Here is a 13034-nt window from a genome sequence, read left to right as displayed (position 1 = left end):
ACCAGGTCCCGGGCGACGTGGTGGAGAACGAGCGCCGCATCGCCGAGGCCACGGCCCGCGAGGAGGGCAAGCCGGAGCAGGTGCTGCCGCGCATCGTCGAGGGCCGCATCAACGGCTTCTACAAGGATGTCGTGCTGCTCGAGCAGGCCTCGGTGCAGGACTCCAAGAAGACGGTGAAGGCGCTGCTGGACGAGGCCGGCGTCACCGTGAAGGAGTTCGCGCGCTTCGAGGTCGGCCAGGCCTGATCCCGGCGCAGAGGCGGAGGACCGGTGAGCATCGCAGGGAGCGCCAGCGACCGAGGAGCGGAGCCGGTCCGTGAGCCGACCATCGGCGCAGAGGCGGAGGACCGGTGAGCAACGGAGGTGTCGCCCGCCCACCCGGCGCAAGCGACCGAGGAGCGGAGCCGGTCCGTGAGCCGACCATCGGCGCAGAGGCGGAGGACCGGTGACCAACGGAGCTGTCGCCTGCCCACCCGGCACAAGCGACCGGGGGGCGGAACCGGGCCGTGAGCCGACGGTCGACACCGACGCTATGAGTGACCCCGGGATCGACGTCGGCATGCCCGTCGAGGGTGGCCGTCCCGGATTCCGCCGAGTGCTCCTGAAGCTCGGCGGGGAGATGTTCGGCGGCGGCGCCGTCGGCGTCGATCCCGTGGTCGTGAAGGCCATCGCCCGCCAGCTCGCCGAGGTGGTGCGCGGCGGCGTGCAGGTCGCGGTGGTGATCGGCGGCGGGAACTTCTTCCGCGGTGCCGAGCTGCAGCAGGGCGGCATGGAGCGCTCGCGCGCGGACTACATGGGCATGCTCGGCACCGTGATGAACTGCCTCGCGCTGCAGGACTTCCTGGAGCGCTACCACGGCGTCGACACCCGCGTGCAGACGGCGATCACCATGGGCCAGGTCGCGGAGCCCTACATCCCGCGGCGGGCGATCCGGCACCTGGAGAAGGGCCGCGTCGTGATCTTCGGGGGCGGGGTCGGCATGCCGTTCTTCTCCACGGACACGGCGGGCGCCCAGCGGGCGTTGGAGATCGGCGCGGAGGCGTTGCTGCTCGCGAAGGGCGTGGACGGGGTCTACACCGCCGATCCGAAGCTGCACGCGGATGCGAAGCTCTACGACGAGATCACCCATCGCGAGGCGCTCGAACAGGGGCTGAAGGTCGCCGACGCCACCGCCTTCAGCCTCTGTATGGACAACAAGATGCCGATCATCGTGTTCAACCTGTTGCGCGAGGGCAACATCGCCCGGGCGGTGCGGGGTGAGAGGATCGGCACCCTCGTCAGCACGCCTGACGACCGGCACACGATGGAGGGGCCGTGATCGACGAGACGCTCTTCGAGGCCGAGGAGAAGATGGAGAAGGCGGTCTCGGTGGCCAAGGACGATCTTGCGACCGTCCGCACCGGGCGGGCCACCCCGGCGATGTTCTCCCGCGTGATGGTCGAGTACTACGGCGCGATGACGCCGATCAACCAGCTGGCCTCGATCTCCATCCCGGAGGCTAGGATGGTGATCATCAAGCCGTACGACGGCGGGTCCCTGAAGTCCATCGAGAAGGCGATCCGCGACTCCGATCTCGGCCTCAACCCGGGCAACGACGGCCAGCTCATCCGCGTGGTGATCCCGCAGCTGTCCGAGGAGCGCCGCCGCGAGATGGTGAAGCTCGCGCACTCCAAGGGCGAGGACGCGCGCGTGACGATCCGCTCCGTGCGCCGCAAGGCCATGGAGGAGCTGCACCGCATCGCCCGCGACGGCGAGTCCGGCGAGGACGAGGCGAAGCGCGCGGAGAAGGAGCTGCAGCACACCACGGACCGCTACGTGGCGCAGGTGGACGAGCTGGTGAAGCACAAGGAAGCCGAGCTCCTCGAGGTCTGACCCTTCGTGTCCACCCCCTCCGCGATGGCTTCCGACGGCGCCCCGGTGACGCCGACCGTGCGCCCGTCCCGAGCCGGCCGCAACCTCGCGGCGGCGATCGCGGTCGGCCTCGGGCTGGGCGCGGTCATCCTGGTGTCCCTGCTGGTGGTGCACGAGGCGTTCATCGCCGTGATCGCGCTGGCGGCCGCGGTGGGCACCTGGGAGCTGGCGGGGGCGCTGCGGCGCAGTGCAGGGATCGCCGTCCCGCTTCCCGTGCTGCTGCTCGGCGGGCAGGCGATGGTCTGGCTCGCCTGGCCGTTCGGGGTGGCGGGGCTCGCGGTGGCGTTCGCCGCCACGGTGGTGGCGGCGCTGCTGTGGCGGATGCCGGCGGGCCCGGACGGCTTCGTCCGGGACGTCACCGCGTCGGTGTTCACCGCCGCGTACGTCCCGATGCTGTGTGCGTTCGCGACGCTGTTGACGGCGCCTGCGGACGGCGCGGGCCGGGTGCTCACGTTCCTGATCTGCGTGATCGCCTCGGACGTGGGCGGCTACACGGCGGGCGTGCTGACGGGTCGGCACCCGATGGCGCCGACGATCAGCCCGAAGAAGTCCTGGGAGGGCTTCGCGGGTTCGCTGGTCGCGGGCACCGTCGCGGGCGCGCTGTGCGTCGCGGCACTGCTCGACGGCCCCTGGTGGGCCGGTGCGCTGACGGGCGCGGTGCTCGTGGTGAGCGCGACGCTCGGTGACCTGATCGAGTCGTTGGTGAAGCGCGATCTCGGGATCAAGGACATGGGCACGCTGCTGCCGGGCCACGGCGGCCTCATGGACCGGCTGGACTCGCTGCTGCCCACGGCGTTCGTGTCGTGGGTGCTGCTCTCGGTGCTCGTCCCGGTCTAGGTTCTGCCGCATGGATCTCGATGAGGCACGGGCGGTCGTCCGGGAGCAGCCGCGGGCGGTGCTCGTCACGCTGCGGGGCGACGGCACACCGCAGACGTCGCCGGTGCTGGTGGCCGTCGGTGACGCGGGCGAGCTGCTGATCAGCACGCGGGAGACGGCCTACAAGGTGCGCCACCTGCGCCGCGACCCGCGACTGTGGCTGTGCGTGCTCCCCGAAGGGTTCTTCGGCCGCTGGATCCAGGTGGAGGGCAGCGCGGAGATCGTGTCGCTGCCCGAGGCGATGGACGGGCTGGTGGACTACTACCGGCGCGTCTCCGGCGAGCACGGGGACTGGGACGACTACCGGGCGGCCATGCAGCGCGAACGGCGCGTCCTCGTGCGGGTGCGCATGGAGCGGGCGGGGCCGGACCGATCGGGTTGACCGGCCCGGCCCGGGTTCAGCACCGTGGCGCCCACCCGTCTCTTCAGTAGCTGAACGTCGTGGCGCCGTCGCCGATCCAGTCCCACAGGACGACGGTCCCGCCGACCTCGGCGTTCGCGACGAAGTTGCCGGAGTCGAGCTTCTTGGCCTGTACGCAGATCGGGCAGACGAGGTAGCGCCCGCCCGCGCGCTCGTAGCGGTCCATGAGGTCCGGCAGCGGCGGGCAGCCGTCGCAGGCGGTGCCCACCGCGACGCCGGGCACGACGAGGCGGACGGCTTCCTTGGTGAGGAACATCGTCGTGGGGCGGCCGGACTCGGCGGCGCCCAGGGCGACGAGGAAGGCGACGGTGACGCGCTCGGGGTCCTCGAGGCCGGTGGTGAGGCTGATGGCGGCTTTGCGCTCGGTCATCGGATGTGTCCTGACGTCTCGGTGGAGGCTGACCCGGACGACGTTAGGGACGCGGACGCCTCGTCGAATCGGTGCCGACCGCCGTCCTCGCGGGCCGTCGGCCCGGTCGGGGTGGCGGTCGACGCGCAGGCCGGAGGTGCGGCTCAGCGGTCCGCGAGCAGGCGGGCGACGGCGGCGGCGCGCGCCGAGCGTCCCGTGACGCCCAGCTTGGTGTAGACGCTGGTGAGGTGGCGCTCGACGGTGCGCACCGACAGCGACAGCGCCCGCGCCACGTCCGGGTTCTCCCGGCCCTCGCCGACGAGGCGCAGGACATCGAGCTCCCGGTCGGTGAGGGCGCGTAGCGCGCCGGACGTGGGGGGTGCGGCCACCCGCTCGGTGGCGAGGAACGCCGCCGTCTCCTCGGTGAACGGGGCCCAGGCGGGTTCGTCGGCCAGCAGGATGTGGTTGTCGCTGTCCAGCGGGACGAGCCGCGCGCGCGGGATGCGGGCGGCGAGCTCGCGCCCGTCGGAGAAGGGGATCATCCGGTCCCCGCGGGCGTGCACGACGAGAGTCGGCAGATCCAGCTCGGGCAGCAACGCCCGGACGTCGGCGCCCATGCGGGCCTCGCGGGACACCATCGCGTTCTCGGTGGAGGTGGCGCGTGCCTGGAGGTCGTCGAGCCAGCGAGCCTGCTCGTCCGTGGCGCCGGGGATCATGAGCTGGGTGAAGACGTGGCGGAAGGTGCTGTCCGGACGGGCCCAGCCCACCTTCATGAGCTGCTGGAACGTGCGCTCCATCTCCTCGGCCGCCGGGTCCTTCTGGCGGGCGGCGTAGGTGCCGTAGAGGAGGAGGCGGCTCACCCGCCGCGGGTGGCGGTGGGCCAGGGCGATGGCCACGGGCCCGCCCTGCGACATGCCCAGCAGCGCGAACCGCTCCAGGCCCGCGGCGTCGGCGACGGCCTCCAGGTCGGCGACGCGGGCGGCCAGGCCGAAGTCCGTGACGTCGCGGTCCGACATCCCGAACCCGCGCTCGTCGTAGCGGATCACCGTCGCCGTCCGGCCGAGATCGAGCAGGAACTGCCGCCACACCGGGCTCTCCCAGTCGAACTCCAGGTGGCTGAGCCAGCACGCCGCGAGCAGCAGCGGCGGCCCGGACCCGTGCACGGCGTAGGCGATCCGGGTGCCGTCCGCGCTGCGGCAGAAGCGCAGGTCCTGCGGCGGGGCGGGCGGCATCGTTCCAGCGTAGCCCGGGGTGGCCTCTAGGATCCGCGCTCATGGGGCATTTCGTACGGTCGGTGCGCCCGCCCATCCCGAGCCCCAACATCTGGCACTGGCCCGACGTCTACGAGAGCGAGAACGCGGCCCAGGACGCGGACGGGGCGATCTGGGCACTGCTGCGCACCGAGGTGCCGTGGGCGGGCCGGGACGTGGTGGACGTGGGCTGCGGCGACGGCTACCACCTGCCGCTGTTCGCCGCACAGGCGCGCACGGTCGTCGGGGTGGAGCCGTACGCGCCGCTGATCCCGCGCGCGCGGCGCCGTGTCGAGGCGCTGCCGAACGTGCGGGTCCTGGAGGCCGGGGCGGCGGCGCTGCCGCTGCCCGACGCGAGCGTCGATCTCGTCCACGCCCGTACCGCGTACTTCTTCGGCGCGGGGTGCGAGCCCGGGCTCGCGGAGGCGCAACGGGTGCTGCGCCCCGGCGGGGCGATCGCGATCGTCGACCTGGACGCCACCGTCGCCCCCTACGGGGCTTGGATGCGCGCGGACGTCCCGCACTACGACCCGGTGGCGGCCGAGCGGTTCTTCGTCGCGCGCGGGTTCTCGCTGGTCCGGGTGCCGACGGTGTGGCGGTTCCCGGACCGGGCCACGTGCGAGGCGGTGCTGCGTATCGAGTTCTCCCGCGCCGTCGCGGAGCAGGCGATCGCGGAGGTCCCCGGTCTCGAACTCCCGGTCGGCTACCGCGTGCACGTCCGCCGCAAGGCGCTGTGACGTCGCCTCAGTCGAGCCGGCGGGTCGGCACCGTCGGGTGATCCGGGCCGGGCGCCGGACGGCTGAGCACTCCGGTGCGGTACGCCCCGGCCGCCCACAGGACGATCGCCGAGCCGAGTCCGACCAGGCCGCTGCTGTAGGTGTCGCCCGCGGTCTGCAGCGCGATCAGCCCGCCGAGGACCGCGATGGCGCACACGCCGCAGCCCGCCAGCGTCGTCACCGGCGCGCTCAGCAGCCGGCCGACGCGGATGACGGCGATGCCGACGATGAGCCCGGCGAGCGGCACGGAGAGCTCGGCGTAGTCGAACGGCGCCGGGAGCATGCGCAGGACCGTCGTGGTCACGACGACGAGCATCACCGCGACGAAGGTGACGCTCAGCAGCCTCGACCGCTCCCGGCGATCGAGCCGCTCACCGTGCACGCCGCGACGACGCAAGGCGAGCAGGAGGGTGCCCGCGACGAGCATGCCCAGGGCGAGGACCACCGTCGCCGTGCCGGGCCGGAGCGCCGTGGCGCCGACGACCCACCACACGGAGCCCACGATCAGCTCGCAGCGTGGCAGTCGCACCGGCCGGGTCGTCATGGTGCTCAGGGTGCCACGGCGGCGGTCGAGGGGGCGGGCTGGCGTTGATCGGGCCCTCATCGGGCACAATCGGAGGCGCCATGACCAGCCTCCCGCTCGTGTTCGACGCGCCGAAGCGCGCCCTCCCGCCCCGGCATCTCGCCGACCTGGACGCCGCGGGGCGCCGCGCCGCCGTCGCGGAGCTGGGCCTGCCCGCCTACCGGGCGGACCAGCTGGCCCGCCACTACTTCGGCCGCCTCACCGCGGACGTCGACACGATGACGGACCTTCCCGCCGCCGCGCGGGGAGAGCTGGCGGCGCTGCTCCCACCGCTGGTCACGCCCGTGCTGGAGCAGTCCTGCGATGGGGGTGCCACCCGCAAGACGCTGTGGCGCGCCCACGACGGCACCCGTGCGGAGTCGGTGCTGATGGGCTACCCGGACCGCGCCACCGTGTGCGTGTCGAGCCAGGCCGGCTGCGGGATGGCGTGCCCGTTCTGCGCCACCGGGCAGGGCGGGCTGCAGCGCAACCTGTCCACGGCCGAGATCGTCGAACAGGTCCGCCAGGCCGCGGCGGCGGCCCGCGACGGGGCGCTGGGGGAGCCGGCGCGGCTCTCGAACGTCGTGTTCATGGGGATGGGGGAGCCGCTCGCCAACTACCCGCGGGTGATCGCCGCCGTCCGTCGCATCACCGAGGCCGTCCCGGACGGCCTGGGCATCTCCGCGCGCGGGGTCACGGTGTCGACGGTCGGGCTCGTGCCGGCGATCGACCGGCTCGCCGACGAGGGGCTGCCCGTCACCCTCGCCGTGTCGCTGCACACCCCGGACGACGAGCTGCGCGACACGCTCGTCCCGGTGAACAACCGCTGGAAGGTCGACGAGGTGCTCGCCGCAGCGCGCCGCTACGCGCAGGCCACGGGGCGGCGCGTCTCGATCGAGTACGCACTGATCCGCGACGTCAACGACCAGCCGTGGCGGGCGGACCTGCTCGGCACCGTGCTGCGCCGGGAGATCGGTGCACGGCTCGTCCATGTCAATCTCATCCCGCTCAACCCCACGCCGGGCAGCCGCTGGGACGCCTCGCCACGGCGCGTGCAGGACGAGTTCGTGCGCCGCGTCCAGGCCGCGGGCGTGGCGTGCACGGTGCGCGACACCCGGGGCCGCGAGATCGCCGCGGCGTGCGGGCAGCTCGCCGCCACCGGGGCGTGACCTCGGCCGGTTCCGCGGCGAGCGTGCGCTGACGCAGGTCGGGACCTGACTGGCCGCACGCTCGGCGGGGATCGCGTCGCCGCGACGGCGGGGACACGTCGCGGGCACGGCGATCCTCGGCCGGAAACGGCGTGCTCACTCCAGCCCGAGCACCTCCGCGAGGTCGAACGACACCGGCTGCTCCAGCTGCTCGTACGTGCACGACTCCGGATCGCGGTCCGGGCGCCACCGCACGAACTGGGCGGTGTGCCGGAACCGCACGCCTTCCATGTAGTCGTAGCGGACCTCGACGACCCGTTCCGGGCGCAGCGGCACGAACGACAGGTCCTTGCCCGCGTTCCACCGGCTCGTCTCGTTCTTGCGCGGGGTGCGCTCGCCCTGCTCGTGCGCCGCCCAGTTCCACGGATGCCCGTCGAACCCGGTGACCAGCGGCTGCAGCTCGGTGAACAGCTTCTTGCGCGTGGCCAGCGGGAACGCGCCGATCACACCCACGGACGCTAGGACGCCCCGCTCGTCGTGGAGGCCCAGCAGGAGGGACCCGATCGCGTCCGGCCCCGACTTGTGCACCCGGTAGCCCGCCACCACGCAGTCCGCCGTGCGTTCGTGTTTGATCTTGGACATCACCCGCTTGTCCGGCTGGTAGGCGAGGTCCGGCGGCTTGGCGATCAGCCCGTCCAGCCCCGCGCCCTCGAACAGGTCGAACCAGCGCTGCGCCTCCTCGGCGTCGCGGGTGAGCGGCGTGACGTGCACGGGGGGCGACGCCTTGCCGAGCGTCTCCTCCAGCCGGCCGCGGCGTTCCTCGAAGGGCCGCTGCGTGAGGTCCTCGTCGCCCACCGCGAGCAGGTCGAACGCCACGAACGACGCCGGCGTCTGCGTGGCCAGCAGGTTCACCCGGCTCGCCGCGGGGTGGATGCGTTGCTGGAGGGCCTCGAAGTCCAGCCGGTTGCGCTCGCGATCGACCACGACGATCTCGCCGTCGATCACCGCACGCTCCGGGAAACTCGCCTGTACCGCCGCGACGATCTCGGGGAAGTAGCGCGTCATCGGCCGCTCGTTGCGGCTGCCGATCTCCACCTCGTCCCCGTCCCGGAACACGATCGACCGGAAGCCGTCCCACTTGGGCTCGTACATCCGGCCCGGGGGAATCGTCGCGACCGGCTTGGCGAGCATCGGCTTGACCGGAGGCATCACGGGCAGGTCCACTGCGCCATCATGCCGCGCCCGACCGACAATCCCGCCCTGCGTCCGATCGAGGACGTCCTGCCCGGTGACGGCGACCCCCTGCTCGTGCTCTTCTGCGGCATCAACCCCGGGCTGGTCTCGGCCGCGACCGGGCACCACTTCGCCCGCCCCGGGAACCGCTTCTGGCCCGCACTGCACCGCTCCGGCTTCACCCCGCGGCTGCTCGCGCCCGCGGAGCAGGGCGAGCTGCGGGCGCTGGGGCTGGGGATCACGAACCTGGTGGCGCGCCCGTCCGCCCGCGCCGACGAGCTGGGCGCCGGCGAGCTGCGGACCGGGGGAGCTCGGCTCCGGGAGCTGGTGGCGGCCCGGCGGCCGGACTGGCTGGCCGTCGTCGGTGTGACGGCGTACCGGACGGCGTTCGGCCGTCCGAAGGCCGCGGTGGGACCCCAGGACGAGAGGTGGGGCGCGACGCGCGTGTGGGTGCTGCCCAACCCGTCCGGGCTCAACGCGCACTGGCAGCTGCCCGCGCTGGCCGACGAGTTCGCGCGGCTGCGGGTCGCGGCGGGTGTCGCGTTGTCGTCGTGATCGCGGCCGCGGTAGGCGTGGTCGTGGTGGTCGCCGGGGCGCCTCCGGTTGCGCGGCTTCGCAGACCTCCGGCGTGCTTCGCAGGCGCTGCAGCCTCTGCGAGGCGTGTGCAGGGTCTGCGAAGCCGGTGGTGGGGGCCTGCGAGGCGGGTGTGGGGTCTGCGAGGTGGGGGCTGGGGGTTTGCGAGGTGGGTGTGGGGTCTGCGAGGTGGGTGTGGGGTCTGCGAGGCGGGGGCTGGGGGTCTGCGAGGCGGGTGCGGGCGGACTGGGTCGCCGGGTCGGGCACGCTGCCGCCCCGGCCCCCGGCCCCCGGCCCCCGGCCCCCGGCCCCCGGCCCCCGGCCCCCGGCCCCCGGCCCCCGGCCCCCGGCCCCCAGACAGCCCCGGCGGACCCCGGCGGCCGGCAGCCCGGTGCCCGGTGCCCGGTGCCCGACAGCACCCGGCGGTCCCTGGCACCCGATCGCTCTGCTTCGCAGACCCCCGGTGCGCCTCGCAGATGCTGCGGCCTCTGCGAGGCGGGTGCCGGGTCTGCGAGGCCGGTGCTGGGGCCTGCGAGGCGGGTGTGGGTGTGCCTCGCAGATGCTGCGGCCTCTGCGAGGCGTGTGCAGGGTCTGCGAGGCCGGCGCTGGGCCCCTGCGAGGCGGGTGCCGGGTCTGCGAGGCCCGTGCAGGGGGTCTACGCGGCCGGCACGGGCAGAGCGGCGAGCCGGGCGGGCAGGGCGCGCGCCTCCGGATCGGTCAGGCGTCGAGGTCCGGGATCTCGTCCCCGTCCCGGGCATCCCGGTCGGCCCACTCCAGCAACGGCTCGATGGAGAACACCGCCTCGTCGATGCCCGCGTGCAGGTCGCCCAGCTCGGCGAACCGGGCGGGCACCGTGGCGATGGTGAAGTCGCCGGGCTCGGCCGAGTCGATCTCGTCCCAGCGGATCGGGGTGGACACGACGGCCTCGGGGACGCCGCGGACCGAGTAGGCGCTGCGGATCGTGTGGTCGCGCGCGTTCTGGTTGTAGTCGACGAAGATCGCCGCCGGGTCGCGGTCCTTGCGCCACCACGTGAGGTCGACGAGCGCGCACCGCCGGGCCACCTCGCGGGCGAACGCGTGCGCCGCGCGCCGGACCTCGCCGAACGGCCAGCGCGGCTCGATCCGCACGTAGACGTGCATCCCCTTGCCGCCGGACGTCTTCGGCCAGCCGACGGCACCCAGCTCGTCCAGCACCTCGCGGGCGACGTGGGCCACCCGCCGCACGTCCGCGTACCCCGCCTGCGGCATCGGGTCGAGGTCGATGCGCCACTCGTCGGGGGACTCGGTGTCCGCGGCACGGGAGTTCCACGGGTGGAACTCGACGGTCGACATCTGCACAGCCCACACGACGTCCGCGACGTGGGTGACGCACAGCTCGTCGGCGTGCCGGCCCCACCGGGGGAAGTCGACCCGCACGGTGCGCACCCACTCCGGCGCGCCGCGCGGCAGCCGCTTCTGGTGGACCTTCTCGCCCGTCACCCCGGTGGGGAAGCGGTGCAGCATGCAGGGCCGTTCCCGCAGCGCCCTGACGATGCCGTCGCCGACGGACATGTAGTAGTGCGCCAGGTCGAGCTTGGTCTCCCCGCGCGCAGGGAAGTACACGCGGTCCGGGTTCGAGATGCGGACCGTGCGGTCACCGACCTCCAGCTCGACGGCGGTCACACCGTTGGGTGCACGGTGCTAGCGCCGCCAGGCCGTGCGCTTGCGCATCGAGTGCCGGATCAGGCCGAACGCCATGATCGCCGCGATCCCGATCAGCCACAGATCCTCGACGCGGCCGGTGTGGTTGCCGATCATCATCGCCAGGAGGATCACCACGCAGACCCACCCCGCGATGACCTCGCCCCGGGGGAAGCCGCCGTGCCAGCCCCACTCGGTCGACGGCTCGTCGTCCACCTCCGACACGTGTGCCAGCTCTCCCGACTTCGCCACGACACCCTCCCGGCGCGATCATCCGACCTCAGCGGGGATGATAGCGACCGATGGACGAACACACGGGGCCCCGGTCGCTGGTCGTGCTGGGTTCCACCGGCTCAGTCGGCACCCAGGCCCTCGACGTGCTCACCGCCCACCCGGGGCGGTTCACGGTCGCGGGGCTGGCCGCGGGGGGCGGGGACGTCGAGCTGCTGGCGCGCCAGGTCCGCCGCCACGGCGTGCCGGCGGTCGCGGTGGCCGACCGCGCGGCCGCGGCGCGGCTGCGCGAGCTGGTCCCCGGCGTCGAGGTGCGGGACGGCGCGCTGGCCGCCACCGAGCTCACGGCGGAGGCGGGCGCACACACCGTGCTCAACGGGATCACCGGCTCCCGGGGCCTCGGGCCCACGCTGGCGGCCCTGCAGGCGGGTTCCGTGCTGGCGCTCGCCAACAAGGAGTCGCTGGTCGCGGGCGGTCCCCTGGTGACGGCGGCCGCGGCCCCGGGGCAGATCGTGCCGGTGGACTCCGAGCACTCCGCGCTCGCGCAGTGCCTGCGCGGCGGGCGTGGCGACGAGGTCGCCCGGCTGGTCCTCACGGCTTCCGGTGGGCCGTTCCGCGGTCGCACCCGGGCGGAGCTGGGCGCGGTCACGGTGGCCGCGGCGCTCGCGCACCCGACCTGGGACATGGGCCCGGTGGTGACGATCAACTCCGCGACGCTGGTGAACAAGGGGCTGGAGCTGATCGAGGCGCACCTGCTCTTCGGCGTGCCGTACGACCACATCGACGTGGTGGTGCACCCGCAGTCGATCGTGCACTCGATGGTCACCTTCGTCGACGGTTCCACGCTCGCCCAGGCGAGCCCCCCGGACATGCGGCTGCCGATCGCGCTGGCCCTGGCGTGGCCGGACCGGCTGGCGGCGGTCGCGCCCTCGTGCACCTGGGAGGTGCCCGTCGCCTGGACGTTCGAGCCGCTGGACCACGACGCGTTCCCTGGGGTGCGGCTGGCCCGCCGCGCGGGGGAGGTGGGCGGGTGCCTGCCCGCGGTGTTCAACGCCGCGAACGAGGAGGCTGTGGCGGCCTTCGTGGCGGGGGCGCTGCCCTACACCGGGATCACGGACGTCGTTGCGAGCACCCTCGACGCTTCACACGGCTGGACCGCGGACCCCGCTACCGTGGCGGACGTGCTCGCCGCCGAGGAGTGGGCGAGGGCCCACGCCCGCGCCCTCACCGGCTCCCCCCGGGGCGACGGGCCGGTGGAGACCGAGAACGGAGTCGCATGGCGTTCTGGCTGGGAGTGATCCTCTTCGCACTCGGCATCGCGATCTCGATCGCTTTGCACGAGGCCGGCCACCTGCTCACCGCGAAGTGGTTCGGGATGCGGGTGCGCCGCTACTTCATCGGGTTCGGGCCGAGGATCGTCTCGTTCCGTCGCGGCGAGACCGAGTACGGGCTGAAGGCCATCCCGGCGGGCGGGTTCTGCGACATCGCGGGGATGACGGCGCTGGATCCCGTCACGGCCGAGGAGGCCCCCCGCGCGTTCTTCCGCAAGCCGACGTGGCAGCGCGTCGTCGTGCTCTCGGCGGGTTCGGCCACCCACTTCCTGGTCGGCATCCTGCTGCTCTACGTCCTCGCGGTGGGCTGGGGCCTGGTGGACAACTCCCGCCCCACCGCGATCGCCGCCGTCAGCTGCGCGGCCGACCAGGTCTCGCCCACCGAGTACGCGCCGTGCGGACCGGACGTCGCCTCGCCCGCGCAGGCCGCCGGGCTGCGCCCCGGGGACGAGATCGTCGCGGTCGCGGGCACGCCCACGCCCGCATGGGCGGACGTCGTCACGGCGATCCGCGACGCCCGCGGCCCCACCCCGATGGTGGTCGAGCGGGACGGGGTGGAGATCCCCGTCACCGTCGACGTCGTCGCCGCCGAGCGGCTCACGACCACCGGCGAGACGATCGAGGTCGGGGCGATCGGGGTGTCGCAGCAGCCGCCGCAGGTGGTGCACTACGGCCCGCTCACCGCGATCCCGGC

Annotated in this window: 15 protein-coding genes and 1 pseudogene; 10 read left to right on the top strand and 6 right to left on the bottom strand. The window is 73.7% G+C overall.

Annotation, left to right across the window (positions count from 1 at the left end; all coding sequences use genetic code 11):
* The 5 genes and pseudogenes from AB7J25_RS27290 to AB7J25_RS27270 all read left to right on the top strand — a co-directional run.
* Window positions 1–245: pseudogene (locus AB7J25_RS27290) on the top strand (translation elongation factor Ts); the annotation flags it as partial.
* A gap of 313 nt (window positions 246–558) precedes the next feature.
* Complete coding sequence (pyrH, locus tag AB7J25_RS27285) at window positions 559–1317, top strand: UMP kinase (protein WP_428513625.1); 759 nt, start codon at window positions 559–561, stop codon at window positions 1315–1317.
* Window positions 1314–1871, top strand: coding sequence for a ribosome recycling factor (gene frr, locus AB7J25_RS27280; RefSeq protein WP_428513623.1), 558 nt, complete (start codon window positions 1314–1316; stop codon window positions 1869–1871). The genes pyrH and frr overlap by 4 nt, the downstream gene beginning before the upstream one ends.
* Before the next feature lie 24 nt (window positions 1872–1895).
* Window positions 1896–2747 (top strand): phosphatidate cytidylyltransferase, encoded by an 852-nt coding sequence (locus AB7J25_RS27275; RefSeq protein WP_428513621.1) that lies wholly within the window; start codon window positions 1896–1898, stop codon window positions 2745–2747.
* Window positions 2748–2757: 10 nt separating this feature from the next.
* A complete protein-coding gene (locus AB7J25_RS27270) occupies window positions 2758–3168 on the top strand; it encodes a PPOX class F420-dependent oxidoreductase (RefSeq protein WP_428513619.1) in 411 nt (136 codons plus the stop codon).
* Window positions 3169–3211: 43 nt separating this feature from the next.
* Here AB7J25_RS27270 and AB7J25_RS27265 read toward each other — a convergent pair whose 3' ends face one another.
* Window positions 3212–3577 (bottom strand): DsrE family protein, encoded by a 366-nt coding sequence (locus AB7J25_RS27265; RefSeq protein WP_428513617.1) that lies wholly within the window; start codon window positions 3575–3577, stop codon window positions 3212–3214.
* Between the two features lie 143 nt (window positions 3578–3720).
* The gene (locus AB7J25_RS27260; RefSeq protein ID WP_428513615.1) at window positions 3721–4788 is read right to left on the bottom strand and encodes an alpha/beta fold hydrolase; all 1068 of its coding nucleotides are present in this window, start codon (window positions 4786–4788) and stop codon (window positions 3721–3723) included.
* 41 nt (window positions 4789–4829) lie between these two features.
* Here AB7J25_RS27260 and AB7J25_RS27255 point away from each other — a divergent pair, with 41 nt between their 5' ends.
* Entirely contained in the window at window positions 4830–5543 is a 714-nt protein-coding gene (locus AB7J25_RS27255) for a class I SAM-dependent methyltransferase (RefSeq protein WP_428513613.1), read from the top strand.
* 7 nt (window positions 5544–5550) lie between these two features.
* On the opposite strand, the gene AB7J25_RS27250 is transcribed toward AB7J25_RS27255, so the two are convergent.
* A complete protein-coding gene (locus AB7J25_RS27250) occupies window positions 5551–6126 on the bottom strand; it encodes a hypothetical protein (RefSeq protein ID WP_428513611.1) in 576 nt (191 codons plus the stop codon).
* A gap of 80 nt (window positions 6127–6206) precedes the next feature.
* On the opposite strand from AB7J25_RS27250, the gene rlmN reads away from it, so the two are divergent.
* Window positions 6207–7313, top strand: a complete 1107-nt coding sequence (gene rlmN / locus AB7J25_RS27245; RefSeq protein ID WP_428513609.1) for a 23S rRNA (adenine(2503)-C(2))-methyltransferase RlmN — start codon at window positions 6207–6209, stop codon at window positions 7311–7313.
* Between the two features lie 135 nt (window positions 7314–7448).
* Here the strand turns inward: rlmN and AB7J25_RS27240 are convergent, their stop codons facing one another.
* Window positions 7449–8516 carry an ATP-dependent DNA ligase gene (locus AB7J25_RS27240; protein ID WP_428513607.1) on the bottom strand — a complete coding sequence of 356 codons (1068 nt, stop codon included), beginning with the start codon at window positions 8514–8516 and terminating at the stop codon, window positions 7449–7451.
* A gap of 9 nt (window positions 8517–8525) precedes the next feature.
* On the opposite strand from AB7J25_RS27240, the gene mug reads away from it, so the two are divergent.
* Window positions 8526–9080, top strand: coding sequence for a G/U mismatch-specific DNA glycosylase (gene mug / locus AB7J25_RS27235; RefSeq protein ID WP_428513605.1), 555 nt, complete (start codon window positions 8526–8528; stop codon window positions 9078–9080).
* 735 nt (window positions 9081–9815) lie between these two features.
* Here mug and ligD read toward each other — a convergent pair.
* A complete protein-coding gene (gene ligD / locus AB7J25_RS27230) occupies window positions 9816–10760 on the bottom strand; it encodes a non-homologous end-joining DNA ligase (RefSeq protein WP_428513603.1) in 945 nt (314 codons plus the stop codon).
* Between the two features lie 18 nt (window positions 10761–10778).
* Window positions 10779–11030 carry a DUF2631 domain-containing protein gene (locus AB7J25_RS27225; RefSeq protein WP_428513601.1) on the bottom strand — a complete coding sequence of 84 codons (252 nt, stop codon included), beginning with the start codon at window positions 11028–11030 and terminating at the stop codon, window positions 10779–10781.
* A gap of 50 nt (window positions 11031–11080) precedes the next feature.
* On the opposite strand from AB7J25_RS27225, the gene dxr reads away from it, so the two are divergent.
* Entirely contained in the window at window positions 11081–12307 is a 1227-nt protein-coding gene (gene dxr / locus AB7J25_RS27220) for a 1-deoxy-D-xylulose-5-phosphate reductoisomerase (RefSeq protein ID WP_428513599.1), read from the top strand.
* Window positions 12286–13034: M50 family metallopeptidase (locus AB7J25_RS27215; RefSeq protein ID WP_428513597.1), on the top strand; the 749-nt coding region annotated here is incomplete at its 3' end. The genes dxr and AB7J25_RS27215, both read left to right, overlap by 22 nt.

The organism is Pseudonocardia sp. (assembly GCF_050246655.1).
GTDB lineage: Bacteria > Actinomycetota > Actinomycetes > Mycobacteriales > Pseudonocardiaceae > Pseudonocardia.
This window is presented reverse-complemented; position numbering and strand designations above follow the sequence as displayed.